The following is a 24,125-nucleotide window of genomic DNA, read 5'->3' on the forward strand; positions in this document are numbered from 1 at the left end:
CCGGCCGGGAGGCGGCCGCGGGTGGTGGGCGAGGCGGGCAAGGGAAAGCCCACCCCCTCGGAGCGAGGAGGTGGGCCCGGCGGAGGTCGGGTCAGAGGACCGTCAGCTTCACCAGTCCGAAGGCCAGCGCGGCGACCAGCGCGGCCGCCGGCATCGTGATGAACCAGCCCAGGACGATGTTCTTGGCCACGCCCCAGCGGACGGCGTTCACGCGCTTGGTGGCGCCGACGCCCATGATGGCGGAGGTGATGACGTGGGTCGTGGAGATCGGCGCCTTGAAGAGGTACGCACTGCCGAACATGATCGACGCGCCGGTCGCCTCCGCGGCGAACCCCTGCGGCGGGTCCAGCTCGATGATCTTCCGGCCGAGCGTCCGCATGATGCGCCAGCCGCCCGCGTAGGTGCCGAGCGACAGCATCATCGCCGAGACCAGCTTCACCCAGACCGGGATCGGGTCGCCGAAGGTGCCGTGGCCGGCGATGACCAGGGCCATCACCACGACACCCATCGTCTTCTGGGCGTCCTGCAGACCGTGGCCGAGCGCCATGCCCGCCGCGGAGACCGTCTGCGCTATGCGGAAGCCCCGCTTGGCCTTGTGCGGATTGGTCCGCCGGAAGAGCCACATGATCAGCAGCATCACCAGGTAGCCGACGATCAGGCCGACGACCGGGGACAGGAACATCGGGATGATGACCTTGTTGACGACGCCGTCCCAGTGGACCGCCGTACCGCCCGCGAGCGCCGCCCCCACCAGGCCGCCGAACAGCGCGTGCGAGGAGGACGAGGGCAGACCGAAGTACCAGGTGACGAGGTTCCAGGCGATCGCGCCGAGCAGCGCGGCGAAGAGGATGCCCATCCCCGTCCCGCCCGACGGCGTCTCGATCAGCCCCTCGCTGACCGTCTTGGCGACCCCGGAGCCGAGGAAGGCGCCGGCGAGGTTCATCACGGCGGCCATCGCCAGCGCCGCCCGCGGGGTCAGTGCCCGCGTGGAGACCGAGGTGGCGATCGCGTTCGCCGAGTCGTGGAAGCCGTTGGTGTACGTGAACAGGAGCGCGACCGCGACGGTCACGACCAGAGCCAGGGTGTCCATCGACGCCTCAGGACTCCTTGACGGCGATGGTCTCCACCGTGTTCGCCACGTGCTCGAACGCGTCTGCCGCCTCTTCCAGAACGTCCACGATCTGCTTGAGCTTCAGCACCTCGATCGCGTCGTACTTGCCGTTGAACAGGTGCGCCAGCAGCTTGCGGTGGATCTGGTCGGCCTGGTTCTCCAGCCGGTTGACCTCGATCCAGTACTCGGTGAGGTTGTCCATCGTGCGGAGGTTCGGCATCGCCTCCGCGGTCAGCTCGGCCGCGCGGGCCAGCACCTCGATCTGCTGCTCGACGCCCTTCGGCAGTTCCTCGACGTTGTAGAGGACGACGAGGTCGACGGCCTCCTCCATGAAGTCCATGATGTCGTCCAGGGAACCGGCGAGGGTGTAGATGTCCTCGCGGTCGAACGGCGTGATGAACGAGGAGTTCAGCTGGTGGAAGATCGCGTGCGTGGCGTCGTCACCTGCGTGTTCCGCTGCCCGCATGCGCTCCGCGATCTCGGCTCGGGCGGAGGAGTCCGCCCCGAGCAGTTCCATCAGGAGTTTCGAGCCGGTGACGATGTTGTCCGCGGAAGCGGCGAACATGTCGTAGAAGCTCGTCTCCCTGGGGGTCAGACGAAAGCGCACGTGGGGTCCTCGGGGTGCTTCGGTTTCGGTCAGGCTGATGCTAGGCGCATCATCCGGCCACGGCTATCGGGCCGCCTTCCAGTGTCGCCCATCGAGCGGGGCGATCATCACGGGGGCGTACCAAGGCCCCCATACCCAGCAAAATTCGGTACCATATACCCAGTAGGGGTATGCCGGGCGTTATGTCCCCCCGTATGTGACCGAGAACACCCGCCCCGAGATGGAGGCCCGCTATGACGACCACCGAGGCCGGCGCGACGGCACCCTCCGGACAGACGGAGTGCGCCGATCACGCCACGCACGGTTACCACAAGCAGAAGGACGAGCACCTCAAGCGGCTGCGCCGGATCGAGGGGCAGATCCGGGGTCTGCAGCGGATGGTGGACGAGGACACCTACTGCATCGACATACTCACCCAGGTCTCCGCCTCCACCAAGGCGCTCCAGTCCTTCGCGCTCCAGCTGCTGGAGGAGCACCTGCGGCACTGCGTGGCGGACGCGGCCCTCAAGGGCGGGGACGAGATCGACGCCAAGGTGGACGAGGCGACGAAGGCGATCGGGCGGCTGCTGCGCACCTGAGGGGCGCGGCCTCAGCTGTCGCGTTCCCGCCGTTCCACCCTGAGCACCTCGTCGATGCTCTCCAGGCTGAGCCGGTCCTCGGCGGCCGAGGCCGCGATGATCAACTCGCCGCACAGCTCGATCTCGGCGAGGGCCACGTGGTCCTGAACCGCCGTACCGCCGACCGCCGCCACCCGCCTCACCTCTTCCCTGACGTCACCGAACTCCTAGGGTAGGAGGCGGTTTACCCACCGCGCATGGCACGGACGGGCTACTTACGAGGGGGCGTCCGGGACTAGTGCCGGGCCGGAAAGTGGCTGATTTCAGGCCCCTTTGGCGCCCGCCTCCTCCGCGATGCGCCCGGCGTAGATGTCCCGCTGGTGCGGCAGTTTCACGACGGCGGAGGCGCCGAAGTCGTACAGCAGGGTCGTCGAGGTGACGGCGACCGGGGTCTTCTGCCGGCCGTTGACGAAACTGAAGCGCTGGCGCAGTTTGACCAGGCGGCCCTGGTCGTCCAGGTAGGCGTCGAAGGGGACCTGGGTCGTGGCGAACCCTTTCGCCGCCGCTGCCAGGGACTTCCCGACGTCCGCGGGCGCGTACCGGGCCGCGTCGGTCAGGTCGGCCGTGCCCCGGAAGTGCCGGACCGGTGTGCCGCCGACCTCGGTGCGGCCCACGTAGCTCGCCCACCGGGTGCCGCGCAGCACCGCGGCCGCGGTGTACGGGTCGGTGACGCCGCCGGTGACGAGATTGCCGTCGGACAGCGTGGCCGTCTCCACCCGCACCCACTTGTCGGCGGGCACCCCCGCACCCCGGTTCTTCATGAACAGGGCGCCCGGCGCGAGGAGTTCGGTGAGCGGACGGTGCTCGGCGGCGCCGGTCGGGTCGGCGGGGAGCACGACGGTCAGCCGGCCCAGCCGGTGGACGTAGTCGTAGACCCCCTTGCCGCGGATGGTGACCCGGGTGCCGCCCGTGGCCATCTCCATGGCGGTGCCGGCCTTGGAGCTGCCCGCGTCGATCAGGGCGCCGGCCGCGCCGTTCAGGAGGGTGAGCGGATCGCCCGCGCCGCTCCTGACGTCCTCTGCGGGAAGCCCGAGGTCCGAACAGCCGCCGGCGCCCGCCCCGAGGACGAGCATGAGGCCCAGCGCGACGGCCGCTCTGCCCGGGTGCGCCTGCCTGTACTGCCGCCGTTCCATCGCCCTGCCTTCCCCCAGCCGGTACGTCCGTTACGGCCCCCCTGTCGTCCGGTTAACGACGAGTAGGGGACTGCCGTCACGCTCTGCCCTTGGCTTCTCGGTACCGTGGACGACGTGGCGCAGCAGGACTCGCGGGAACCCGACCATCTGACGACGACGACCGAACAGGGCCGCTTCTGCGTGGCCCGCTGCACCTGCGGCTGGCGCGGCCCGGCCCGCAGGGCCCGCAGCCAGGCCAGGACGGACGCGGCCGAGCACGAGAACGGATGAGGTCTAGCGGGGGGCGTGGCCGATGGCCGCGAGGGCCGGGGCGATCAGGTCCCTGTCCCGGGGGTGGGTCAGGCGGTCGCGGGCCTCGGCCGGGGGCAGCCAGAGCAGTTCGCTGACCTCGTCGTTGGGGGTGAAGGCGCCGCCCGTCGACTCGGCCGCCCAGTACGTGACTTCCTTCCTGCGACCCGCGTGGTCGCGGTAGCGGGAGGTCGGCAGGCTCGGGCCGAGCCGGCAGGTGTGGCCGGTCTCCTCCGCCACCTCCCGCAGCGCCGCCGCGGGGGCCGTCTCGCCGCGCTTCAGCTTTCCCTTGGGCCAGGACCAGTCGGACCACTTGGGCCGGAACGCCAGGGCCAGTTCGACCCCTCCGGAGGGGGAACGGCGCCACAGCACGCAGCCCGCCGCCAGTACCGGGGTGTCGGTCATGCCGTCTCCACCGGGTCGCGCTGCCAGGCGCGTTGGAAGGCGAAGCGGGCCGCCTCCACCTCGTGGCGCTGGTCCGCGTGCAGGACGCCGAGGGCGTAGGCCGTGGCGGGGGCGATGCGGGGGGTGCGGGCGGCCTGGGCCGCGGCGGCGGCCGCCTCGGAGGCGTCGCGGTGCCGGTTCAGGGCCTGGCCCGCCGTCAGCAGGCGTACGTCGACGGGGACGTCCCGGTGGAGCACCTCGCGGGCGTAGCGGTGCAGCCGCAGCAGCAGCCGGACCTGGTGCCAGGGGCCGTCCTGGGGGTGCGGGGACGGGTCCGGGGACAGGCCGTGGACCAGCGCCTCCGCGTTGTACGGGTGGCCCGCGGTGAGCAGCGGCAGCGCGGTGATGGCGTCCGTGAGCCGCTCCTGCGCGGCGCCGGCCAGCGGGCGCAGGTCCGTGGTGGGGGCGGCGGGGGTGAGGGGCACCTCGCTGGCCAGCACGGCGACCTTGTCGGCGACGGCGTGGAAGCGGCTGGAGCCCAGGGCCTGGAGGGCGGTGGAGTGGGCACGGGTCCGGGCGAGGGTGAGCTGGCGCTCCAGGAGGGCGCCCGCCTTGGCCGCGCCCACCGTCAGGTTGCCGCGTTCCGGCGCGGTCGTCGCCGGGCCGCCCCCCGGTGTTCCCGCGCCCACCCGGGCCGCCCGGCCGCCCGCGGCCGGTTCCACCATCACCTGCTCGGGGAACGCCGCCGCCCCCGACAGCCGGTGCAACGCCTGCAACAGCCTCTCCAGCCGCGCCTCGTACGCGTGCTCCAGGGCCAGCGTCCCGGACAGCCAGGCCAGTTCCGGCCGCATCGACTCCGACCAGGCCGGGTCGAGCAGGGGCCGGTAGGTGTGCAGGCTGCCGCTGATGCGGCGGGCCGAGCGGCGCAGCGCGCGGGCCGCATCGACGGACTCCTCGCCGGTGCCCGCGGCGCCCCCGCTCTCCCGGTGCAGCCGCAGGGCGCGCAGGAACTCCGTCGCCTGGGTGCGCAGATAGCCCGCGAGGGCGTCCCCCGTCACCACCTCGGCCGTGGGGTCCGTCGGGTCAAGGTGTTGCTGTGCCACGCCGGCGCCTCCGGGCGTCTATGAGCATCTCCTGGATGTTGCGCAGGGGTTGGCCGTCCGCGTCCAGCGCGTGCCGTGTCCACTCGCCGTCCGGGCCGAGGTGCCAGGACGCGGTGGAGTCGGACATGCCGGTGTCCAGCAGCCGGTTGAGGGCCGCGCGGTGGCCGGGGTCCACGACCCGCACCAGGGCCTCGATCCGCCGGTCGAGGTTGCGGTGCATCATGTCGGCGCTGCCGATCCACACCTCGGGCTCGCCGCCGTTGCCGAAGGCGAACACCCGGGAGTGTTCGAGGAAGCGGCCGAGGACGGAGCGGACCCGGATGTTCTCCGAGAGGCCGGGGACGCCGGGCCGGATCGCGCAGATGCCGCGGACCCAGACGTCCACCGGCACGCCCGCCTGGGCGGCCCGGTAGAGGGCGTCGATGACGGCCTCGTCCACCATCGAGTTGACCTTGATGCGGATGAACGCCGGGCGGCCCGCGCGATGGTGCTGGATCTCCTTGGTGATCCGCGATATCAGGCCGTCGCGCAGGGACTTGGGCGCGACCAGCAGGCGGCGGTAGGTCTCCCGGCGGGAGTAGCCGGAAAGCCGGTTGAAGAGGTCGGAGAGGTCCGCGCCGACCTGCGGGTCCGCGGTGAGCAGGCCGAGGTCCTCGTACAGCCGGGCGGTCTTCGGGTGGTAGTTGCCGGTGCCGACGTGGCTGTAGCGGCGCAGGGTCTCGCCCTCCTGGCGGACCACCAGCGACAGCTTGCAGTGCGTCTTGAGGCCGACCAGGCCGTAGACGACGTGGCAGCCGGCCTCCTCCAGCTTCTTCGCCCACTTGATGTTGGCGTGCTCGTCGAAGCGGGCCTTGATCTCGACCAGCACCAGGACCTGCTTGCCGGACTCGGCGGCGTCGATGAGCGCGTCCACGATCGGGGAGTCGCCCGAGGTGCGGTACAGGGTCTGCTTGATCGCGAGGACGTCCGGGTCCTCGGCGGCCTGCTGGAGGAAGGCCTGCACCGAGGTGGAGAAGCTGTCGTACGGGTGGTGCAGCAGCACGTCCCGCTGGCGCAGCGCGGCGAAGATGTCGGGCGCGGAGGCCGACTCGACCTCGGCGAGGTCGCGGTGGGTGCCCGCGACGAAGCTGCGGTACTTCAGCTCGGGCCGGTCGAGACCGTGGATGCGGAACAGCCCGGTCAGGTCGAGCGGGCCGGGCAGCGGGTAGACCTCGGCCTCGGAGATCTTCAGCTCGCGCACCAGCAGGTCGAGGACCTCGCGGTCGATGGACTCCTCGACCTCCAGGCGCACCGGCGGCCCGAAGCGGCGCCGCATGAGTTCCTTCTCCAGGGCCTGGAGGAGGTTCTCGGCGTCGTCCTCCTCGACCTCCAGGTCCTCGTTGCGGGTGAGCCGGAAGGCGTGGTGCTCCAGCACCTCCATGCCCGGGAACAGCTCTTCGAGGTGCGCGGCGATGACGTCCTCGACGGGGACGTACCGGCCGGGGCTCGACTCCAGGAAGCGCGAGAGCAGCGGCGGCACCTTCACGCGCGCGAAGTGCTTGTGGCCGCTGACCGGGTTGCGCACGACGACGGCCAGGTTCAGGGACAGGCCGGAGATGTACGGGAACGGGTGGGCGGGGTCGACCGCCAGCGGCGTGAGGACCGGGAAGATCTGGTGCCGGAACAGCGTGAACAGGCGGGCCTGCTCCTTGTCCGTCAGCTCGCTCCAGCGCACCAGGTGGATGCCCTCCTCCGCGAGGGCGGGGGCGACGTCCTCGTGGTAGCAGGCGGCGTGCCGCGCCATCAGTTCGCGCGAGCGGGCCCAGATCATCTCCAGGACCTCGCGCGGCTGGAGCCCGGAGGCCGAGCGGGTGGCCACGCCGGTGGCGATGCGGCGCTTGAGACCGGCGACCCGGACCATGAAGAACTCGTCCAGGTTGCTGGCGAAGATCGCGAGGAAGTTGGCCCGCTCCAGCAGGGGCGTGTTCGGGTCCTCCGCCAGCTCCAGGACGCGCTCGTTGAAGGCGAGCCAGCTGCGCTCCCGGTCCAGGAAGCGGCCCTGGGGCAGCGGGGCGCCGTCGGCCTGGGACTCCTCGTACGCGTCGAGATCCGCGTCGATGTCCGGTGCCAGGTCGGAGACCGCGGAGGTCACGGTGTGCGGCCGGTGCGCCGCGATGGAGCCCACGGAGGGCTGCGGGTGCTGTACCTCTGCCTTGGTGTCTTGCTGACTCATGAACCCATTCTTCCGCGCGACCGGCATCACGGGCGCGTCGGAACGTGCGGGCGGGATCGTCACGGTCCCGTTCCCCGCGGGCCCCCCGGGGGGCGGCGAAGGTTCTGGCACGACGGGTTTCATTGGCCGAGCGTCGCAAGTCCGTCTGAATCGACGGTTACGGAGACATGACGTGCGGGATAGCGCGGGGCGGCTCCCGGGGGTCCGCGTCGCGAGGGACGACGGAATCCGTACCGGCTCGTGCGCCCTCGTGCAGGCGCGTCCGGAACCGGAAGCCACGGTGCGGGACCGTACGGCAGCGTACGGTCCCGCACCGCGGCGGAGTAGGGCCTCATGGCCTCTTCCGGGGAGCGCCTCAGTCGTCCGCGGGGCGCAGGGGACCCGTCTGCCGGCGCAGGGCGAGGAAGCAGCCGGCGACCAGCAGCCCGGCGACGGCCAGGACCAGCGCGGTCGTGGTGAGCTGGAGCCCCCAGAGGTGGGAGACGGGGTGGTACGTGTTGTAGCGGCCGGTGAAGTGCGCGTACGCCGCCTCGCACGACGCGGTGGAGTCGCACGACGGGGGCGGCACATGGGCGCCGGAGCGGGTCACCATGCCCTGGTCGACCACCAGGCCGTCGCCGAGGAAGCCCTGGTCCAGGGTGCTCAGCCGGGTCACCGGGGGCCACAGGTGCGGCAGCGCCAGCTCGGCCAGCCCCCGCACGACCCCCGTCACCAGCACCCCCACGACCAGCGCGAGCAGCGTCCGGCGCAGCAGCAGGCCCGCCAGGGCGCCGGCCGCGAGCCCGGCGAGGGCCAGGGCCACCACGACGGGGCCGCCCGCGTGCAGGGTGAAGCGGTCGTACCACTCCTTGGCGGAGTCGATCCGGCCCTGCCCCGCGGCCCAGGCGCGGTGGTGCAGCCAGCTCAGCAGGCCCGTGCAGACGGCGACGCCGAGCGCCGGTACGGCCAGCCGCACCGCGAGCCAGCGTGCCGGGGAGGTGGCCTGGGTCCAGGCGAGCCGGGCGGTGCCGGACTCCAGCTCCCGGCCGGTCAGCGCGGCGCCCGCCCAGGCGGCCACCAGGAAGGGCAGCACGTTCAGGGCGACGGTGGCGTAGTCGTAGCAGTCCTTGTAGCGCAGGATCGCGCCCTGGTCGTAGTCGCAGCGCTCGGTCATGCCGCAGTCCCGGAACTGCCGCCAGCCCTGGGCCGCCGCGTCCAGGAGCGGGCCGTCGAGGGCGACCAGCAGGGCGGCCAGGAGGAGCCACAGCGCGGCCCAGGTGTACAGCGCGGGCCGGTGCAGACGCAGCAGCCAGCGGGTCTGCCGGGGCCGGTCGACGGGCGCGGCGGTCAGGGGTACGGCGCTCACGCGGCACGCTCCTCGGTCGGGTTCGGTGCGCCGGGGCCGCGCAGATGGGCGAGGACCAGTTCCTCCAGCGAGGGCGCGGTGGTGCGCCAGTCGCCGGCGAGCGGTCCGGCGGGGCGGATCAGCGCGGTGAGCTGGCGTCCGGTGACGCGGGACTCGACCACGGTGTGCGGGCCGAGGTCGGCGCCCGCGGCAGCGCCGCTGACCCGCAGATGGGCGTCGAGCAGCTCGTCGATCTCGCCGGCCAGCCGGATCCGGCCGCCCGCGACCAGCAGCAGGTGGTCGCAGGAGTCCTCCAGCTCCGCGATGACGTGTGAGGACAGCACGATCGTGGTGCCGTGGCGGGCCGCCTGGCCCATCAGCGTGCCCATCAGCTCGTGCCGGGCGAGGGGATCGAGGTCGGCCATCGGCTCGTCCAGGAGCAGCAGTTCGGGCCGCTTGCCGAGGGCGAGGGCGAGCGCGACCCGGGTGCGCTGGCCCCCGGAGAGCGTGCGGACCCGGGCGCGCGGGTCCAGGTCCTTGACGACGTGGCCGGCGACCGCCGCGTCCCAGCGCCCGGCGTTGAGGTCGGCGCCCATGAGCAGTGTCTCGGCGACGGTGAGCTGCGGGTACAGGGGCTTGTCCTGGGCGACGTGACCGACCCGGGGCCGCGCCTTCGCGGGGCTGGTCCCGAGGACGGTCAGGCCGCCCTCGGTGGGGGCCGTGAGCCCGGCGGCGAGGGACAGGAGGGTGGACTTGCCCGCTCCGTTGGGGCCCACGACGGCGCACACGCGCCCCGTCGGCAGCCGGAACGCGCAGTCCCGCAGGGCCCAGCCGCCCCGTCGGCCGAACCGTTTGCCCAGAGCGTCGGCCCGCAGGGCCGTGTCGCTGCTCATGACGGATCTCCCTGGAAGTGCTTGTCGAGTACGGCGGTGAAGAGCGCGGCCACGTCGTCCCGTTCGAGGCCGGCCCCGCGGGCCCGGTCGGCCCACTCCTCCAGCTCCGCGCGGAGCGGGGAGTCGGCGGGGGCGGCGCCCAGCGATCTGCGCACGAAGGTGCCGAGCCCGCGCCGCGCCTCCACCAGACCCTCCCGCTCCAGCTCGCGGTAGGCCTTGAGGACGGTGTTGGGGTTGATGGCGGTGGCCTCGACGACCTCGCGGGCCGTCGGCAGCCGGTCCCCGGGGCGCAGCAGACCGAGGCGCAGGGCCTGCTTGGTCTGCTGGACGATCTGGACGTACGTGGCGACACCGCTGTGCCGGTCGATGCGATAGTCGACCACGCGAGCACCACCCTTTCACTAATTGAGTAGTGAAAGGGTGGTGCAAAGAAGGGGCGGTCGTCAACACGGCCGCCCCTTGAGGGTTCCCGGGAGGCTTATGTCACGTCTCGGTGCGGTACATCAGGTCCGTCTCGTACGTGCGGAAGCCCAGCCGCTCGTACACCGACACCGCGGCCTTGTTGTCGGCGTCGACGTAGAGCATCGCGGTCGGCAGGCCCTGCGCGGCGAGGTGGCGCAGCCCGATGGTCGTGAGGGCCTTGCCGAGGCCGCCGCCCTGCTCGCCGGGGCGGACGCCGAGCACGTAGACCTCGCCGAGGCCCTCCTCGGCGTGCACCTTGGTCCAGTGGAAGCCGATCAGCTCCCCGCGCCGCTCGGCGAGGAAGAACCCGGCCGGGTCGAACCAGGGCTGCGCCTTGCGGTCGTCGAGGTCGCGCTGGGTCAGCGAGCCCTGTTCGGGGTGGTGGGCGAACGCGCCCGCGTTGACGGCGAGCCACGCGGCGTCGTCCTTGCCGGGCTCGAAGGTGCGTACGCGCACGCCCTCGGGCAGCTGCGGCTCGGACAGTTCGAGACCGGCCAACTCCCGGCGCATCTGGCGCAGTTCGCGGAACAGGGTCAGGCCGAGCACCTGGGCGAGATGGCGGGCGGCCGGGTGCCCGCCGTGCGCCCACACCCGAAGGCGCTTGCCGGAGGCGGCGAGCAGGGCCGCGCCGAGCGCGCGGCCGTGCCCGTGCCCGCGGTGCGCGGGGTGGATGACGAGTTCGGCGGCCGGCGCCTCCACCGGATCGGTGTCCTCCAGCTGGGCGTAGCCGACGAGTTCGCCGTCGATGGTCAGCAGCAGATGCGAGACGCCCTCGCGGGCTCCCCCGCGCAGTTGCAGGCGGCCCTGCTCGGACACCGGCTGCTGCCCGTCGACCCGCGCGGCCTCGCCGAGCAGGGTGAGCACGGCCTCGGCCTGGTCCGGGGTGAGCGCGGAATGGGTCTCGATGGAGCGGGCGGGAAAGGCCCGTACGGTGTCGTCGCTGCTCATGCGTACGAGGGTACGGGGCGCACGGGGAACGCGGGCAGAGGCGCTTCTCCCGTCGTGTGGCGGTCGGACGCGATGGTGGCCGCGACGCGGGCCCGGCGGCGGACGCCGTCCCGGGGACCACCGCGCGCACCGCGACCGGTGCGCGGCCCGCGGTGGCGTGGCGGTGCGCCCACGCCCGGAGGACCGCGAACGGCACGACCGCCCGCGGGCGTTGGCCGGCCGGGACCGGCGGTGGGCGCGTCGGCGTGGCCCGTGGCCGCCCTGGGCGGCCCTGGCATACGGCGCCCGGCAGCGGCCCCGGCCCGCCGGGCCGGCGCCCGCGGACGCCGGACACCGACGCGGAGGGCGGTCCGTGCGGCCCCTCGGCGGGCGCTTCTCCCCGGACGGGCAGACGGTGATCCACCGGACCCCGCGGGGGACACCGCCTCGGGCGCCGGCCGTACGGCGGTCCGTGCGGGCTCGTCCGACGCGCGCGGGAGACGAACGGGCGCAACCGTACCGGTGCTCGGGGTGAGCCGTCGCCCCGCGCGGCGCGCCCTCGGTCCGCCGGAAGCGGCCGGCGGGCTCGACGAGGCGCCGGGGGGAGGCGGGCCGAGCGGGCGGGGCCGGGCCGTCGCCCGCGCCATCGGCTGCCGCGGCCGCCGCGCCGGGACGTCCCCGGGCGCGTGCCGCGACACCGCCGCCTCCGCGGCCGCGTCCTCCGCCGCCCGGCGTCCCGCGGCGGCACGGCGAGGTGGAGCCGGAGCGGCACGTCGGCGGGCGCGGCCGCGGCCGTCGCGCGCAGACCGCCGATGAGGGGGGGAGTCGCCCGGCGTGCACCCGGTCCCGCGGAGGCCGCCGGGGCCGGTCGCGGCTACCCCGTCGCCCCGGCGGCGGCGGCCTCCGCGGGCGGCGGCACCGGCGCCCCCGGCAGCCGTACCGTCGCCACCGCGCCGCCGCCGGGCGCCGGGGTCAACGACACCTCGCCGCCCGCCTGCTGGACCGTGCGCGCGACGATGGACAGGCCGAGGCCGGAGCCCGGCAGGGCGCGGGCGCCGGGGGAGCGCCAGAACCGGTCGAAGACGTGCGGGAGTTCGTCCTCCGGCACGCCGGGGCCGTGGTCGCGCACGGTGAGCACGCCCTCGGTCAGCCGGACCTCGACGGTGCCGCCCTCGGGGCTGAACTTCACCGCGTTGTCGAGGATGTTGACCACCGCGCGCTCCAGCGCGGACGGCTCCCCGACCACGAACCAGGGCTCCAGGTCCGCCGTGATCGTCAGCTCCGGGCCGCGCAGCCGGGCCCGGCGCAGGGCTGCCTCCACGGTGTCCTGGAAGGGCACCACCTGCATCCGCTCCCCGCGCTGCCCCTCCGAGCGCGACAGCTCCTGCAAGTCGCCGATCAAGGAGGCGAGTTCCGTCATCTGCGCCTTCACCGAGGACATGAGCGCCCTGCGGTCCTCCGGGGGCAGCGGGCGGCCGGTCTCCTCGCTGCGGGTGAGCAGCTCGATGTTGGTGCGCAGCGAGGTCAGCGGGGTGCGCAGTTCGTGTCCGGCGTCCGCGATCAGCCGCTGCTGGAGCTCGCGGGAGCCGGCCAGCGAGGCCGTCATGGAGTTGAACGACCGGGAGAGCCGGGCCACCTCGTCCTCGCTGTCCTCCTCCACCGGGATCCGGATGGTCAGGTCCTCGGTGCGGGAGATGTGCTCCACGGCCTCCGTGAGCTTGTCCACCGGACGCAGTCCGGCCCGCGCCACCGCGAGGCCCGCGGCCCCGGCGCCCAGGACGCCGACGCCGGAGACCAGCAGCAGCACGAGCGCCAGGTCGTTGAGGGTCTTCTCGGTGTTCTTGAGGGGGACGGCGATCATCATGGCCGCGCCGGGATACAGCTGGGGGCCCACGTTGGTGTCGATCACGAGCGGCATGGTGAGCACCCGGACGTCGTTGCCGTTGGCGTCCGTGCCGTTGCGCAGGATGCCGTCGCCGTGGATCACGGCGTCGCGGACCACGGTCCGGTCGACGTCGGTGGTCTTCACCGCGCCGGCGGAGTCGCTGGGGACGCAGGCCGTGCCGTCCGGCTTGACCAACTGGCTGTAGACGGTCTCATGGGTCCGCAGCACGCCGTAGGGCGAGGTGTCCGCGGGCTTGTGCGGACACGCGGAGAGCAGGTTGTACACCGTCTCCGCCGCCGGACGCGGCGCTGTTCTGCGCAGATCGTTGTCGATCTGCTCGTACAGCTTGCCCTGCACGATGAACCAGCAGGTCACCGACACCGCCGCCACCGCGAACGCGACCGCCGCCGCGACCAGCACGGCCAGCCGGGCCCTGATCGGCAGCGAGCGGTAGCGCCGGACGACCCTGTTCACTCGGCGCCGCCCTGCCGCAGGACGTAGCCGACCCCCCGCACGGTGTGCACCAGCCGGGGCTCACCGCCCGCCTCGGTCTTGCGCCGCAGGTACATCACGTACACGTCCAGCGAGTTGGAGGACGGCTCGAAGTCGAAGCCCCAGACCGCCTTGAGGATCTGCTCCCGGGTGAGGACCTGGCGCGGGTGCGCCATGAACATCTCCAGGAGCGTGAACTCGGTGCGGGTCAGTTCGACCTGCCGCCCGCCCCGCGTGACCTCCCGGGTCGCGAGGTCCATGCGCAGATCGGCGAAGGTGAGCGCCTCGTCCGCCTGGGCGGCGGAGACGGCCCCCGCGTACGAGCTGCGCCGCAGCAGGGCGCGGATCCGGGCGAACAGCTCGTCCAGCTCGAAGGGCTTGACCAGGTAGTCGTCGGCGCCCGCGTCCAGGCCGGTCACCCGGTCGCCGACCGTGTCGCGGGCGGTGAGCATGAGGATCGGGAGGGTGTCCCCGCCGCCGCGGATCCGGCGGGCCGCCGTCAGTCCGTCCATCCGGGGCATCTGGATGTCCAGGACGACCAGGTCCGGCTTGTACGCCGCGGCCTTCTCCAGCGCGTCCGCGCCGTCGACGGCGACCTCGGTGTCGTACCCCTCGAAGGCGAGACTGCGCTGGAGCGCCTCGCGTACGGCCGGCTCGTCGTCGACGATCAGGATGCGCTGGGTGTCACGGTCGCCTTCGGCGGGGCTCATGCTCGTGGTTCCTCGTGGAGGTGGGGCGGCGGGTCCTGTGGTGGGGATTGTCCGGGTCCGGGTTGTTCGGGTGTCTTGGTGACGGTGTCCTACAGCCTCCCATGGTGCCGGGCCGTGAGGCACGGGCGCCAAGGGTCAGGTGCCGAGGGCCGCGAGACCGCGCATCGCGGTGAGCCGGTGCAGCGGCACCTTGTGGCCGCGGCGGTGCCGTCGGTCGGCGGAGCTGCGGCGCAGCCCCATCAGCTGGGGGACGGGCGTCGGGATGATCTCCGCGGCGCGGGGCTCGGCGGCGGCCGGCCCGTGCAGCCGACGCGCGACGGCGAGGGCGATGGTGACATCGGCCGGGCCACGGCCCGCTTCCTGGTGGAAAACCTGCTCGGTCATGATGTTCCTCCAGACAGTGCGAGTGACGCTGAAAGGCCCTGACGGCCCTAGTTCCGCCCGCCGGACCGCAGCTTGGCCAGGTCGGACCTGACCGTGTCGACGGGGATCGCGAAGCCGAGGCCGATGCTGCCCGCGTCCGAGGACGAGGACGCCTGCTGGCTCGACGAGTACATCGCGGAGTTGATGCCGATGACGTTCCCGGCCGCGTCGATCAGCGCGCCGCCGGAGTTGCCGGGGTTGAGGGAGGCGTCCGTCTGGATCGCCTTGTACGTCGTGGTGGACGAGCCGGTGTCGCCGTTGAACTGGCGGCCGCCGAACTGGAACGGCCAGGTCCCGTCGCCGCCCTGGCCCTGCGCCTGGCCCTCGTCGGTGGGCACGGTGACGTCCCGGTCGAGGGCGGAGACGATGCCGCTGGTGACGGTGCCGGTCAGGCCCTCGGGGGAGCCGATCGCCACGACCGAGTCGCCGACCTGCACCCCCCTGGAGTCGCCGAGGCTCGCCGCCTTCAGGCCGGAGGCGCCCTCCAGCCTGATCAGCGCGAGGTCCTTGGAGCTGTCGGTGCCCACGACGTCGGCGGTGTAGCTGTGCCCGTCGCTGGTGCGCACCTTGACCGACTGCGCGCCCGCGATGACGTGGTTGTTGGTGACGACCTCACCGTCGGAGGCGATGACCACGCCGGAGCCGGTGGACGATCCGCCCGCGAGGGTGGCGTTGACCTCCACCACGCTCGGGCTGACCGCGGCCGCGATGGCGGCGACGTCGCCCTTCTTGCCGGCCGGCACCACGGCGGTGCCGGTCCCGGTGGCGGTCACGTCGCTCTTGCCGGTCAGCTCCTGGAAGCCGTACGCGGTGGCGCCGCCGACCGCCGCCGCGACGATCGCGACCGCGGCGAGGAGGGCGACGGAGCCACGGGTGCGCCTCCGCTGGGGCTCGGGCTCCGGCAGGGGCGCCGCCGCCGCGGGCTCGTACGGCGGCGGGGGCGGCCACTCCGGGTGCACGGGAGCGGAGTAGCCGTACTGCTGGCCGGACGGGCCCCGCGGGTCCTCGTCCTCGTACTCGCCGCTGCGGCGGAAGCTCTCGGTCATGCAAGAAGCCTCCCCGGCGACCATGAGAGCTTCCTGAGTGCTCGCTGAGAAGCCCGGCAGAACCTCGTTTGCCCGATGTAAGGACACCTCTCGGCATTCGGCAGGCGGCTCTCACGGGCCTCTCAGAGGGCGACGTCGCGCCGCTGGGCCGACGACGTTGTCAGTCCCCGCAGCCGCAGGAGGTGCGCACCACGAGCCGGGACGGGAAGGTCTTCAGCCGCTCGCGCCGGGACCCGGCCACCCGCAGCCCGTCGTCCAGCACCAGGTCGACCGCCGCCCGCGCCATCGCCGAACGGTCCGAGGCGACCGTGGTCAGCGGCGGATCGGCGAACGCGGCCTCCTTGATGTCGTCGAAGCCCGCCACGGCCAGCTCCCCGGGCACGTCGATGCGCAGCTCGCGCGCGGCCCGCAGCACCCCGATCGCCTGGTCGTCGGTGGAGCAGAACACCGCCGGGGGCCGCCGCGGCCCGGACAGGATGTCCAGGGCCACGCGGTAGGCGTCGTAGCGGTTGTACGGCGCCTCGAACAGCCGGCCCTCGGTGCTCAGCCCCGCCTCGGCCATGGCCCGCCTCCAGCCCTCGACGTGGTCGGAGACCGGGTCGCCGACGGCCGGGGTGTCCGCGGTGCCGCCCATGCACGCGACGTAGGGGTGGCCGTGCTCCAGCAGGTGGCGCACGGCGAGCTGGGCGCCGCCGAGGTCGTCCGTCACCACGGCGACGTCGTCGATGGCCTCGGGACGCTCGTGCAGCAGCACCACGCGGGCGTCCCAGGCGTCGATCTCGGCGGCGGCCTGGTCGTTGAGCGCGTGGCTGACCAGGATCAGGCCGGAGACGCGCATGCCGAGGAAGGCCCGCAGATAGTGGACCTCCCGCTCGGCGATGTAGTCCGTGTTGCCGACCAGGACCATCTTGCCGCGCTCGGAGGCGGCCTGTTCCACGGCGTGCGCCATCTCCCCGAAGAAGGGCTGGCGGGCGTCCGGGATGATCAGCCCTATGAGGTCGGTGCGCCGCGACGCCATCGCCTGGGCGACCCGGTCGGGGCGGTACCCCAGTTCCTTGATCGCGGCGAGGACGCGCTCGCGCGTGGCCGGGGCGACCGGCCGGGGTCCGTTGTTGATGACATAACTGACGACGGCGGTGGAGGTCCCCGCCAGCCGCGCCACATCATCCCGAGTCACCTTGGCCACGCGCGGAGTCTACGCGGATTGACCGAAGACGGGCAGGGCGTTCCACGCCCTGGGCCGTGTCCGGCCGGTGCCTCCGAGGCCCGAGGCCGGTGTGCTCCTCGCCCGGTGCGCGTGTTTCGCGCGGGTAAGGGGCGAGAAATCGTCGGAAGGTGTGGAGGATCAAGCGTCCGCGTGGACTTCGGACTCGGCCGGCGCGGCGGCTTCGTCCGCCTCGTCCGCCTTGGCCTGGTTCGCCTTGGCCTTGCCCTCCTCCGCGGCCCGGTCGCCCTTCTCCGGGGTAACGAATCGATAACCTACGTTCCGTACGGTGCCGATCAGCGACTCGTGCTCCGGGCCGAGCTTGGCCCGTAGCCGCCGCACGTGCACGTCCACGGTCCGGGTGCCGCCGAAGTAGTCGTAGCCCCACACCTCCTGGAGCAGCTGGGCGCGGGTGAAGACCCGGCCCGGGTGCTGGGCGAGGTACTTCAGCAGCTCGAACTCCTTGAAGGTCAGGTCGAGGACCCGGCCCTTGAGCTTGGCGGAGTACGTCGCCTCGTCCACGGAGAGGTCGCCGTTGCGGATCTCCATCGGCGAGTCGTCGTGCGTGAGCTGCTGGCGCCCCGTGGCGAGCCGCAGCCGCGCCTCGACCTCCGCGGGACCCGCGGTGTCGAGCAGCACGTCGTCGATGCCCCAGTCGGCGGTGACGGCGGCGAGGCCGCCCTCGGTGACGACGAGGATCAGGGGACAGCCGGGGCCGGTGGAGCGCAGCAACTGGCACAGGCTGCGCACCTGCGGCAGATCGCGGCGGCCGTCGACCAGGATGACGTCGGCGCCGGGCGTGTCGACCAGCGCGGGCCCCTCGGCGGGAGCGACCCGCACATTGTGCAGGAGCAGGCCGAGGGCCGGCAGGACCTCCGTCGACGGCTGGAGGGCGTTGGTCAGGAGCAGCAGAGAACTCATACGTCTGGTTCCTCCTCGGTCCCTGCGAGAACTGTGCGGACGGGCACTGCTCTGCGTTCCCGAAGGCCCGTACACCGGCGGACGCCGAGGCGCCGCGCTCCGTATACAACGCTTCCGAAAGCACAAAAGGACCCGGTGGCTACGCTGCCCGAGTCCTCTGCCAGCAGAATAGCCCACATGAGCAACCGCCCGGCAGGTCATGTGGCACGTTCCACGGTACGTCCGGATGCCGAGACAGGCAGACCAGGGCCTGTCCGGACATATCTGCGCACGGCGGACGGCGTCCCGGTCGAAGTCGTATACGACCCGGGGGCGGCCGTATACGACCCCGACGTCCCGGTGCTGGTGATCGCGCACGGCTTCACCGGGGACGTGGACCGGCCGCACGTGCGAAGGGTGGCGGCCGGGCTCTCCCGGCACGGCGCCGTCGTCACCTTCTCCTTCCGCGGCCACGGGCGCTCGGGCGGGCGCTCCACGGTCGGCGACAAGGAGGTCCTGGACCTGGCCGCCGCCGTCGCGTGGGCCCGCGGCTTCGGGCACGAGCGGGTGGTGACCGTCGGCTTCTCCATGGGTGCCTCGGTGGTCCTGCGGCACGCGGCGCTGCACCCGGGCACGGTGGCCGCGGTGGTCGCGGTCAGCTCGCCCGCCCGCTGGTACTACCGGGGCACCGCCCCCATGCGCCGGCTGCACTGGCTGGTCACCCGCCCCGAGGGCCGCCTGGTCGGCCGCTACGGCCTGCGCACCCGCATCCACCACCGCGACTGGGACCCGGTACCGCTCTCCCCGGCCGAGGCGGTTCCCCGGATCACCCCCACCCCGCTGCTGATCGTGCACGGCGACCGCGACGGCTACTTCCCGCTCGACCACCCCCGCATGCTCGCCGACGCCTCCGCCGGCCACGCCGAGCTGTGGCTGGAGCCGGGCATGGGCCACGCGGAGCACGCCGCGGACGACGCCCTGGTGGACCGCATCGGGGACTGGGCCGCCCGCCGCTCCGGCTAGCCTGGCTCCGTTACTTACTTACTTTTCCAGCCGTCGACGTCCGTCCGCGTTCGTCGACCGCCGTCGATTGAGGAACCTGATGCCCAAGGTCACGGTGCGCTACTGGGCCGCCGCCAAGGCCGCGGCCGGTGTCGCCGAGGAGCCGTACGACGCGGCCACCCTCGCCGACGCGCTCACCGCCGTGCGTGCCCGGCACCCCGGTGAACTCACCCGCGTGCTCCAGCGCTGCTCCTTCCTGATCGACGGCGACCCCGTCGGCACGCGCGCGCATGAGACGGTACGGCTGGCCGAGGGCGGCACGGTCGAGGTGCTCCCGCCGTTCGCAGGAGGGTGAGTCGATGACCGACCAGCCGTATCAGGGCGGCCCCTACGAGGGCTACGACCCCTACCAGCAGGGCACCCCCGCCCCGGGCGGACAGGACTGGCCGGGCCACCCCTTCGCCCAGGGGGGCTACGACCCGCAGGAAACCCAGCAGTGGCAGGGCCGGACCTGGGAGACCCAGACGCATGCCCCGGTCCAGGCGGCGGACGCGACGGCGTACCTCCCGCCGGTGACGGATCACCCGGGGCGGGGCCACCAGCAGGAGCAGCCGCAGGCGTACCAGCACTACCAGCAGGGGTTCGCCGGGTCCCAGGGGCACGGGTTCACCGGGGCGCACGCCCAGCCCCAGCAAATGGGCCACCCGCAGCCCCAGCCGATGGCGCACCCGCAGCAGCAGCCGCACCCGCAGCCCCAGCCGATGGCGGGGCCCGCGCCGGTCGCCGCGCCCGCGGCCCCGGCCGAGGGCCGTGCCGCCGAGGAGCCGTCGGGTGACGGGCCCGCCTACGGCCCCGCGACGCTCGCCGGCAACGCCCGGATCACCGACGCGCAGCGGGCCCGCCTGGAGGGCCGTTCGCCGATCATCGAGCCCGGCATGCAGCCGGCGCTGCTCACCGCGCTGCTGGGTCTGCTGCTGGCCGGCACCGCGGGTCTCGGCTCGTACGCCCTGGTCGTCCCGCTGGTGCTGCTCCAGGCGGTGACGGCCGCGGGCTGGTTCCGGCTGAACGGCATGTGGCCGGCCCGGCAGGGCATCGCGCTGGCGTTCGCGGGCGGCCTGGCGGCCGACGTGGCGGTACTGGCCGCGGGCCGGGACGACGCCCCCGCCGCGATCCTGGGCACCCTCGGCGTCTGGGTCCTCCTCTGCCTGGTCCTCCAGCTCCGCTCGCACGCCTCGCCGGACGAGCGGATGTACGGCCTGATGGCGACGGCCGCCTCCGCGGCCCTGGCGATCCTGGCCACCGGCTACCTGGGCGCCGACCCGCACGCGACCGCGGTCGGCGCGGCGGCGGTGGCGGTCGCCGCGCTGGCGCGTGCGCTGCCCCTGCCGACCCCGGCGTCGGTCGTGGTCGCCCTGCTCGCCGCCGCGGGCGCGGGCATCGCGGTGGGCGGCATGACCGGCCTCGGCACCCGGGGCGCCCTGCTCGGCGCCCTGGCCGGCGTCTGCGCCCTGGTCGGCCACCGCGTCGCCGGCTACGACTACCCTTCCCGCTTCGTCCACTTCACCGCGGGCGTCGCCCTGCCCCTGTCGGCGGCGGCGCCGGTGGTGTGGGCCCTGGGCAGGGTGCTGGGCTAGACAGCCGAAAGGGCCGCACCCCCACCTGGCGTCCAACCCAGGGGGTGCGGCCCTTCGCCCTTGCGGGGTCCGTCAGACGGCGATCGCGACCTCCGCGAGCCCGCCCTTCTGCGCGACGACCGTACGGTCCGCCGTCGCGCCCGGCACCAGTGCCCGCACCGTCCACGTGCCCTCGGCCGCGTAGAAGCGGAACTGACCGGTCGCGGAGGTAGGAACCTCCGCGGTGAACTCCCCGGTCGAGTCGAGCAGACGGACGTAGCCCGTCACCGGCTCGCCGTCGCGGGTCACCTGACCCTGGATCGTGGTCTCACCGGGCTTGATCGTCGAGGCGTCGGGGCCACCGGCCTTCGCTCCGCACATGCTGTTTCTCCAGAGGTCGCTTGGGATCGCTTACTTGTTGGCGCCGAGCTCGATCGGCACGCCGACGAGGGAGCCGTACTCGGTCCAGGAGCCGTCGTAGTTCCTGACGTTCTGGACGCCGAGCAGCTCGTGCAGCACGAACCAGGTCAGGGCCGAGCGCTCACCGATGCGGCAGTAGGCGATCGTGTCCTTGGCGAGGTCCACGTCCTCCGCGGCGTAGAGCTCCTTGAGCTCGTCGTCCGACTTGAACGTGCCGTCGTCGTTGGCGTTCTTCGACCACGGGATGTTGCGCGCGGTCGGGACGTGGCCCGGACGCTGCGACTGCTCCTGCGGCAGGTGGGCCGGGGCGAGCAGCTTGCCGGAGAACTCGTCGGGGGACCGGACGTCGACCAGGTTCTGCGTGCCGATCGCCTTCACGACGTCGTCGCGGAAGGCCCGGATCGCGGAGTTCTGCGGCTTGGCCGAGTACTCGGTCTTCGCGCGCTCGGGAACCTCGTCGCCGGCCACCAGCTCGCGGGCGTCCAGCTCCCACTTCTTGCGGCCGCCGTCGAGGAGCTTCACGCTCTCGTGGCCGTAGAGCTTGAAGTACCAGTACGCGTAGGACGCGAACCAGTTGTTGTTGCCGCCGTAGAGGACCACCGTGTGGTCGTTGGCGATGCCCTTCTCCGACAGGAGCTTCTCGAAGCCCTCCTGGTCGACGAAGTCACGGCGCACCGGGTCCTGGAGGTCCTTGGTCCAGTCGATGCGGATCGCGTTCTTGATGTGGTTCTTCTCGTAGGCGGACGTGTCCTCGTCCACCTCGACGATCGCGATGGTCGGGTCGTCCAGGTGCTCCTGCAGCCAGTCGGCGTCGACCAGGACGTCGCTGCGACTCATGCTCTTTCTCCTCCGGGGCAGTTACGGCGGGGCGTGCGGGTACGAAGGGGCGCGCCCGGGGTGCGGGCGGCGCACGGGTGCCCAGCAGGGCAGGGGGTGAAGACGGGAAAGCGGGACTTCCGCTCAGAAGGGGCGACAGAGCATGGCGGCGACGCGGCACAGGTCGACTGCCCGCCGCTTCGTGAGATCCGCCTGTCGCTTCATGGCCTCGATCGTAGGGACGTGAGGGCGCGCGTGTCACCGGCGTGTCGTATGCCGAGACGCGATCGTCCGAATGGTGGGATGAGAAGAGCGCCCGGCGGCCACCCCGGGGGGCGCCGGGCGCTCGGCTGCGTCTTCGCATCTACGGTACGGACGTCACCGTCTCGCCAGTCGGACGAACGGCGCCCGTCCGGGGCGCGCTTCGCGGGCTACTACCCCGCCAGCCTGACGTCCGAACCCCTCACGCTGATCTTCACGCCGTCCTGGGCGGCCTCCACCTTGTCCAGCTTGATGCCGCCGGGCAACTGGTCGATGACCTGCTGGAAGTCGGTGATCGTCCGGACGCGGTCCTCGGCGAGCCCGAGACCGGCGACCGAGGGGAGGGAGTCGGCGTGCACCTCGACCTTGTTGTTCACCACGCTCACCGTGCTCAGGACGGAGACCGTGCGGTCGACGGGGATGGCGCCGGCGACGGTGCCGTTGACCTTGACCGCGACCTTGATCTTGCCGTTGCCGCCGTCGGAGAGGCCGACGACCTTGGCCCGCACGCCGAGGCCGATGTCGGTGGGCTGCGACTTCGCGGTCTTCATCAGCTCGTCGTACGAGATGGTCGCGGTGCCGGTGGCGCTGGAGGCGGTGGCCGAGCTGTAGTCGCCGGAGAAGGAGACGCCCTTCATGTCGGCCTTCAGGTCGTCGATGCGGATCGTCCTGCCGGCGTCACCGGTGGCCGCGTCGTAGCTCTTGATCCCGATCTCGACGTCGTCCAGCGAGCCGCCGGCGACCTGGGTGAGGAACGGGAAACCCTTGATGTTCACGTCCGGCGTCGACGACAGGTTCTCCGACGACTTCAGCTTGTCCGCGGCCTCGCCCTGGGCGAAGTGCACCGCCACCCGGTCCACGATCACGAACAGCCCGCCCAGGACCACGACGATGATCAGCAGTATTCGCAGGGCGCGCATGTGGTGTTTCCCCCCGGTCGGCATAGGTCACGGCTACGCAACGGTAACGCCGCGCGGCTTCGGGGAGGGGATTTGTGGATCAGTTGTGACAGGCTCCGCAGCCGCCCACCGCGGTGGCGCTGAACCCGAGTCCCGGTCCTACCCTGGATACATGTACGCACGGCGACGTCACGTGTACTTCGCCATGATGGGGATCTGTGTCGGACTCTTCGTGCTGGCGTGGGGAGTCGTACGGATCTGGTCCGTCCCGGCGGCCGTCGGCATGTGCGTCGTCGCGATGGTGATCCCGCCGGTCGCCGCGATGATCGCGAACCGGCGGGGACCGGAGGACCGCTGGTGGGACGATCCCTCCGGCGATCCCCAGTCCGACGAGTGGTGGGACGAACTGGACGGCAAGAAGCGCCCGCGCTCCTGAGGGGCTAGTAGACGAGCGCTTGCGTGTCGTCGGCCAGCGCCTCCTGGACGAACACCTGCGCGCCCGCGATGCGGACGCCCTCGATGACGTCCTTCTCCGTGATCTCCCGCCGGGCCGCGCACTGGGTGCACAGCGTGACGCGGCCGGCCGCGAGGACGGAGTCGATCAGATCGGGCAGCGGGGCCGCGTGCGGCAGTTCGAACTCGGCGGCCCGCCCCGGCAGCGCGAACCAGGACGACTCCCCGGTCAGCCACAGGGACACCTCGACCCCGCTGGCCACGGCCACCGCCGCCACCGTGAACGCCTGCGAGCAGCGCTCGGGGGCATCGGCCCCCGCCGTCACCTTGATCACGAGCTTCTTCGCCATGCGGGAAGCGTAGCCCGCCCTACGGCCGCGCCCGGACCGCGACCACGGCGATCGCCACGAGCAGGCTCGCCAGGCCGAGCACGGTCAGCGCGCCGCTCACGAACGCGCCGTCGACCCTGCGGGCGCGGTGCCGGCGCCGCGGCACGACGCCGGGGGCGGGCACCTCCGGCAGGCGCGGCCAGGGCGCCGGCGGGAACAGCGGCGGGGGGACCGCGTACCCGGCGTGCAGCCGGGTCCGGTCTTCCGGATGCCTGGTCACGGGCGGTGCTCCTGCCTCTGGTGCGTGCGCAGCAGCACGTTCGCGTCCGTCTCCGCGCTCCTGTCGTACTCCGCCCGCGCCACCTCGCGCCGCTCCGCGAGCGTCAGGCACGCCGAGCAGCCCGGCACCGGCCGGGGCGGCCGGCTCAGGTCGTTCGGGTCCGGCGGCATGGCCAGCGCGCGCTCGTTGGCGATCCGCACCTCGGCGCTGAGGCGTGCGCGGTCGTAGAGGGAAGCCATGGCGTCCGGGGTGACCGGATCCGTACTCATCTGGTTTGCTCCTTTGCTCCAACATCTATACGAAATGCGACAGTTGCAATACTCTGAGTGTT

Annotated in this window: 30 protein-coding genes; 6 read left to right on the forward strand and 24 right to left on the reverse strand. The window is 72.8% G+C overall.

Going from position 1 to position 24,125, the window contains the following annotated elements:
* Positions 1-91 precede the first annotated feature (91 nt).
* Both QSK45_RS20440 and QSK45_RS20445 read right to left on the reverse strand, forming a co-directional pair.
* Positions 92-1,090, reverse strand: coding sequence for an inorganic phosphate transporter (locus QSK45_RS20440; protein ID WP_285558930.1), 999 nt, complete (start codon positions 1,088-1,090; stop codon positions 92-94).
* 7 nt (positions 1,091-1,097) lie between these two features.
* Positions 1,098-1,718, reverse strand: coding sequence for a DUF47 domain-containing protein (locus tag QSK45_RS20445; protein ID WP_073901268.1), 621 nt, complete (start codon positions 1,716-1,718; stop codon positions 1,098-1,100).
* A 233-nt stretch (positions 1,719-1,951) separates the two neighbouring features.
* Here QSK45_RS20445 and QSK45_RS20450 point away from each other — a divergent pair, with 233 nt between their 5' ends.
* Entirely contained in the window at positions 1,952-2,296 is a 345-nt protein-coding gene (locus QSK45_RS20450) for a metal-sensitive transcriptional regulator (RefSeq protein ID WP_285558932.1), read from the forward strand.
* A gap of 11 nt (positions 2,297-2,307) precedes the next feature.
* Here the strand turns inward: QSK45_RS20450 and QSK45_RS20455 are convergent, their stop codons facing one another.
* Together QSK45_RS20455 and QSK45_RS20460 are read right to left on the reverse strand one after the other, a co-directional pair.
* Positions 2,308-2,469, reverse strand: coding sequence for a hypothetical protein (locus tag QSK45_RS20455; RefSeq protein ID WP_167408700.1), 162 nt, complete (start codon positions 2,467-2,469; stop codon positions 2,308-2,310).
* Positions 2,470-2,598: 129 nt separating this feature from the next.
* On the reverse strand, positions 2,599-3,468 hold the full coding sequence (locus tag QSK45_RS20460) for a hypothetical protein (protein ID WP_285558934.1): 870 nt from the start codon (positions 3,466-3,468) through the stop codon (positions 2,599-2,601).
* A 114-nt stretch (positions 3,469-3,582) separates the two neighbouring features.
* On the opposite strand from QSK45_RS20460, the gene QSK45_RS20465 reads away from it, so the two are divergent.
* Positions 3,583-3,738, forward strand: coding sequence for a hypothetical protein (locus QSK45_RS20465; protein ID WP_285558936.1), 156 nt, complete (start codon positions 3,583-3,585; stop codon positions 3,736-3,738).
* 3 nt (positions 3,739-3,741) lie between these two features.
* Here QSK45_RS20465 and QSK45_RS20470 read toward each other — a convergent pair whose 3' ends face one another.
* The 13 genes from QSK45_RS20470 to QSK45_RS20530 form a co-directional block, all read right to left on the reverse strand.
* Positions 3,742-4,161, reverse strand: a complete 420-nt coding sequence (locus tag QSK45_RS20470; RefSeq protein WP_285558938.1) for an NUDIX hydrolase — start codon at positions 4,159-4,161, stop codon at positions 3,742-3,744.
* A complete protein-coding gene (locus QSK45_RS20475) occupies positions 4,158-5,243 on the reverse strand; it encodes a CHAD domain-containing protein (protein WP_285558940.1) in 1,086 nt (361 codons plus the stop codon). The genes QSK45_RS20470 and QSK45_RS20475 overlap by 4 nt, the downstream gene beginning before the upstream one ends.
* Positions 5,224-7,578 carry an RNA degradosome polyphosphate kinase gene (locus QSK45_RS20480; protein WP_490993592.1) on the reverse strand — a complete coding sequence of 785 codons (2,355 nt, stop codon included), beginning with the start codon at positions 7,576-7,578 and terminating at the stop codon, positions 5,224-5,226. The genes QSK45_RS20475 and QSK45_RS20480 overlap by 20 nt, the downstream gene beginning before the upstream one ends.
* A 232-nt stretch (positions 7,579-7,810) precedes the next feature.
* Positions 7,811-8,800: an ABC-2 membrane transporter-related protein gene (locus QSK45_RS20485; RefSeq protein ID WP_285558943.1), complete on the reverse strand. Its 990-nt coding sequence runs from the start codon at positions 8,798-8,800 to the stop codon at positions 7,811-7,813.
* Positions 8,797-9,672 (reverse strand): ABC transporter ATP-binding protein, encoded by an 876-nt coding sequence (locus QSK45_RS20490; protein ID WP_285558944.1) that lies wholly within the window; start codon positions 9,670-9,672, stop codon positions 8,797-8,799. The genes QSK45_RS20485 and QSK45_RS20490 overlap by 4 nt, the downstream gene beginning before the upstream one ends.
* Entirely contained in the window at positions 9,669-10,055 is a 387-nt protein-coding gene (locus tag QSK45_RS20495; RefSeq protein WP_285558945.1) for a GntR family transcriptional regulator, read from the reverse strand. Before QSK45_RS20495 ends, QSK45_RS20490 begins: the two co-directional genes overlap by 4 nt.
* A gap of 100 nt (positions 10,056-10,155) precedes the next feature.
* Positions 10,156-11,082: a mycothiol synthase gene (mshD, locus tag QSK45_RS20500; protein WP_285558946.1), complete on the reverse strand. Its 927-nt coding sequence runs from the start codon at positions 11,080-11,082 to the stop codon at positions 10,156-10,158.
* Between the two features lie 853 nt (positions 11,083-11,935).
* A complete protein-coding gene (locus QSK45_RS20505; protein WP_285558947.1) occupies positions 11,936-13,420 on the reverse strand; it encodes a sensor histidine kinase in 1,485 nt (494 codons plus the stop codon).
* Positions 13,417-14,148, reverse strand: coding sequence for a response regulator transcription factor (locus QSK45_RS20510; RefSeq protein WP_285558948.1), 732 nt, complete (start codon positions 14,146-14,148; stop codon positions 13,417-13,419). The genes QSK45_RS20505 and QSK45_RS20510 overlap by 4 nt, the downstream gene beginning before the upstream one ends.
* Before the next feature lie 135 nt (positions 14,149-14,283).
* Entirely contained in the window at positions 14,284-14,532 is a 249-nt protein-coding gene (locus QSK45_RS20515; protein WP_285558949.1) for a hypothetical protein, read from the reverse strand.
* A 47-nt stretch (positions 14,533-14,579) separates the two neighbouring features.
* A complete protein-coding gene (locus QSK45_RS20520) occupies positions 14,580-15,617 on the reverse strand; it encodes a S1C family serine protease (RefSeq protein WP_285558950.1) in 1,038 nt (345 codons plus the stop codon).
* A gap of 160 nt (positions 15,618-15,777) precedes the next feature.
* Positions 15,778-16,803 carry a LacI family DNA-binding transcriptional regulator gene (locus tag QSK45_RS20525; RefSeq protein WP_285558951.1) on the reverse strand — a complete coding sequence of 342 codons (1,026 nt, stop codon included), beginning with the start codon at positions 16,801-16,803 and terminating at the stop codon, positions 15,778-15,780.
* Between the two features lie 159 nt (positions 16,804-16,962).
* A complete protein-coding gene (locus QSK45_RS20530) occupies positions 16,963-17,742 on the reverse strand; it encodes a response regulator transcription factor (RefSeq protein ID WP_285558952.1) in 780 nt (259 codons plus the stop codon).
* A 177-nt stretch (positions 17,743-17,919) separates the two neighbouring features.
* Between QSK45_RS20530 and QSK45_RS20535 the strand changes: the two genes are divergently transcribed.
* From QSK45_RS20535 to QSK45_RS20545, 3 genes are all read left to right on the forward strand, one after another.
* Positions 17,920-18,744: an alpha/beta hydrolase gene (locus tag QSK45_RS20535; RefSeq protein WP_285558953.1), complete on the forward strand. Its 825-nt coding sequence runs from the start codon at positions 17,920-17,922 to the stop codon at positions 18,742-18,744.
* A gap of 79 nt (positions 18,745-18,823) precedes the next feature.
* Positions 18,824-19,078, forward strand: coding sequence for a MoaD/ThiS family protein (locus tag QSK45_RS20540; RefSeq protein WP_128790698.1), 255 nt, complete (start codon positions 18,824-18,826; stop codon positions 19,076-19,078).
* Between the two features lie 4 nt (positions 19,079-19,082).
* Entirely contained in the window at positions 19,083-20,357 is a 1,275-nt protein-coding gene (locus QSK45_RS20545) for a hypothetical protein (RefSeq protein WP_285558954.1), read from the forward strand.
* A gap of 72 nt (positions 20,358-20,429) precedes the next feature.
* Here QSK45_RS20545 and QSK45_RS20550 read toward each other — a convergent pair whose 3' ends face one another.
* The 4 genes from QSK45_RS20550 to QSK45_RS20560 form a co-directional block, all read right to left on the reverse strand.
* Entirely contained in the window at positions 20,430-20,717 is a 288-nt protein-coding gene (locus tag QSK45_RS20550) for a DUF1416 domain-containing protein (RefSeq protein WP_028421436.1), read from the reverse strand.
* 30 nt (positions 20,718-20,747) lie between these two features.
* On the reverse strand, positions 20,748-21,593 hold the full coding sequence (locus QSK45_RS20555; RefSeq protein ID WP_285558955.1) for a sulfurtransferase: 846 nt from the start codon (positions 21,591-21,593) through the stop codon (positions 20,748-20,750).
* A gap of 123 nt (positions 21,594-21,716) precedes the next feature.
* On the reverse strand, positions 21,717-21,797 hold the full coding sequence (locus QSK45_RS38570; RefSeq protein WP_350751515.1) for an Ms5788A family Cys-rich leader peptide: 81 nt from the start codon (positions 21,795-21,797) through the stop codon (positions 21,717-21,719).
* 209 nt (positions 21,798-22,006) lie between these two features.
* Positions 22,007-22,753, reverse strand: a complete 747-nt coding sequence (locus tag QSK45_RS20560; RefSeq protein ID WP_285558956.1) for an LmeA family phospholipid-binding protein — start codon at positions 22,751-22,753, stop codon at positions 22,007-22,009.
* Positions 22,754-22,904: 151 nt separating this feature from the next.
* Between QSK45_RS20560 and QSK45_RS20565 the strand changes: the two genes are divergently transcribed.
* Positions 22,905-23,168, forward strand: a complete 264-nt coding sequence (locus tag QSK45_RS20565) for a DUF3099 domain-containing protein (RefSeq protein ID WP_285558958.1) — start codon at positions 22,905-22,907, stop codon at positions 23,166-23,168.
* A 4-nt stretch (positions 23,169-23,172) separates the two neighbouring features.
* Here QSK45_RS20565 and QSK45_RS20570 read toward each other — a convergent pair whose 3' ends face one another.
* The 3 genes from QSK45_RS20570 to QSK45_RS20580 are packed head-to-tail and all read right to left on the reverse strand — an operon-like array spanning position 23,173 to position 24,063.
* Entirely contained in the window at positions 23,173-23,535 is a 363-nt protein-coding gene (locus QSK45_RS20570; protein ID WP_121788104.1) for a DsrE family protein, read from the reverse strand.
* Between the two features lie 19 nt (positions 23,536-23,554).
* On the reverse strand, positions 23,555-23,794 hold the full coding sequence (locus QSK45_RS20575) for a hypothetical protein (protein WP_285558960.1): 240 nt from the start codon (positions 23,792-23,794) through the stop codon (positions 23,555-23,557).
* On the reverse strand, positions 23,791-24,063 hold the full coding sequence (locus QSK45_RS20580) for a hypothetical protein (protein WP_285558961.1): 273 nt from the start codon (positions 24,061-24,063) through the stop codon (positions 23,791-23,793). The genes QSK45_RS20575 and QSK45_RS20580 overlap by 4 nt, the downstream gene beginning before the upstream one ends.
* Between the last annotated feature and the right edge of the window lie 62 nt (positions 24,064-24,125).

Origin of the sequence: Streptomyces hygroscopicus subsp. hygroscopicus (assembly GCF_030269125.1) — a bacterium.
Classification (GTDB): domain Bacteria; phylum Actinomycetota; class Actinomycetes; order Streptomycetales; family Streptomycetaceae; genus Streptomyces; species Streptomyces hygroscopicus_C.

What these genes read in the sequence shown, in the direction of transcription:
- QSK45_RS38570 (WP_350751515.1), bottom strand. Translation starts at nt 21,797, where the DNA reads ATGAAGCGACAGGCGGATCTCACGAAGCGGCGGGCAGTCGACCTGTGC.
- QSK45_RS20565 (WP_285558958.1), top strand. Translation starts at nt 22,905, where the DNA reads ATGTACGCACGGCGACGTCACGTGTACTTCGCCATGATGGGGATCTGT.
- QSK45_RS20510 (WP_285558948.1), bottom strand. Translation starts at nt 14,148, where the DNA reads ATGAGCCCCGCCGAAGGCGACCGTGACACCCAGCGCATCCTGATCGTC.
- QSK45_RS20535 (WP_285558953.1), top strand. Translation starts at nt 17,920, where the DNA reads ATGAGCAACCGCCCGGCAGGTCATGTGGCACGTTCCACGGTACGTCCG.
- QSK45_RS20550 (WP_028421436.1), bottom strand. Translation starts at nt 20,717, where the DNA reads ATGTGCGGAGCGAAGGCCGGTGGCCCCGACGCCTCGACGATCAAGCCC.
- QSK45_RS20520 (WP_285558950.1), bottom strand. Translation starts at nt 15,617, where the DNA reads ATGACCGAGAGCTTCCGCCGCAGCGGCGAGTACGAGGACGAGGACCCG.
- QSK45_RS20460 (WP_285558934.1), bottom strand. Translation starts at nt 3,468, where the DNA reads ATGGAACGGCGGCAGTACAGGCAGGCGCACCCGGGCAGAGCGGCCGTC.
- QSK45_RS20560 (WP_285558956.1), bottom strand. Translation starts at nt 22,753, where the DNA reads ATGCGCGCCCTGCGAATACTGCTGATCATCGTCGTGGTCCTGGGCGGG.
- QSK45_RS20515 (WP_285558949.1), bottom strand. Translation starts at nt 14,532, where the DNA reads ATGACCGAGCAGGTTTTCCACCAGGAAGCGGGCCGTGGCCCGGCCGAT.
- QSK45_RS20480 (WP_490993592.1), bottom strand. Translation starts at nt 7,578, where the DNA reads ATGAAACCCGTCGTGCCAGAACCTTCGCCGCCCCCCGGGGGGCCCGCG.
- QSK45_RS20570 (WP_121788104.1), bottom strand. Translation starts at nt 23,535, where the DNA reads ATGGCGAAGAAGCTCGTGATCAAGGTGACGGCGGGGGCCGATGCCCCC.
- QSK45_RS20470 (WP_285558938.1), bottom strand. Translation starts at nt 4,161, where the DNA reads ATGACCGACACCCCGGTACTGGCGGCGGGCTGCGTGCTGTGGCGCCGT.
- QSK45_RS20540 (WP_128790698.1), top strand. Translation starts at nt 18,824, where the DNA reads ATGCCCAAGGTCACGGTGCGCTACTGGGCCGCCGCCAAGGCCGCGGCC.
- QSK45_RS20530 (WP_285558952.1), bottom strand. Translation starts at nt 17,742, where the DNA reads ATGAGTTCTCTGCTGCTCCTGACCAACGCCCTCCAGCCGTCGACGGAG.
- QSK45_RS20545 (WP_285558954.1), top strand. Translation starts at nt 19,083, where the DNA reads ATGACCGACCAGCCGTATCAGGGCGGCCCCTACGAGGGCTACGACCCC.
- QSK45_RS20490 (WP_285558944.1), bottom strand. Translation starts at nt 9,672, where the DNA reads ATGAGCAGCGACACGGCCCTGCGGGCCGACGCTCTGGGCAAACGGTTC.
- mshD (WP_285558946.1), bottom strand. Translation starts at nt 11,082, where the DNA reads ATGAGCAGCGACGACACCGTACGGGCCTTTCCCGCCCGCTCCATCGAG.
- QSK45_RS20580 (WP_285558961.1), bottom strand. Translation starts at nt 24,063, where the DNA reads ATGAGTACGGATCCGGTCACCCCGGACGCCATGGCTTCCCTCTACGAC.
- QSK45_RS20555 (WP_285558955.1), bottom strand. Translation starts at nt 21,593, where the DNA reads ATGAGTCGCAGCGACGTCCTGGTCGACGCCGACTGGCTGCAGGAGCAC.
- QSK45_RS20440 (WP_285558930.1), bottom strand. Translation starts at nt 1,090, where the DNA reads ATGGACACCCTGGCTCTGGTCGTGACCGTCGCGGTCGCGCTCCTGTTC.
- QSK45_RS20450 (WP_285558932.1), top strand. Translation starts at nt 1,952, where the DNA reads ATGACGACCACCGAGGCCGGCGCGACGGCACCCTCCGGACAGACGGAG.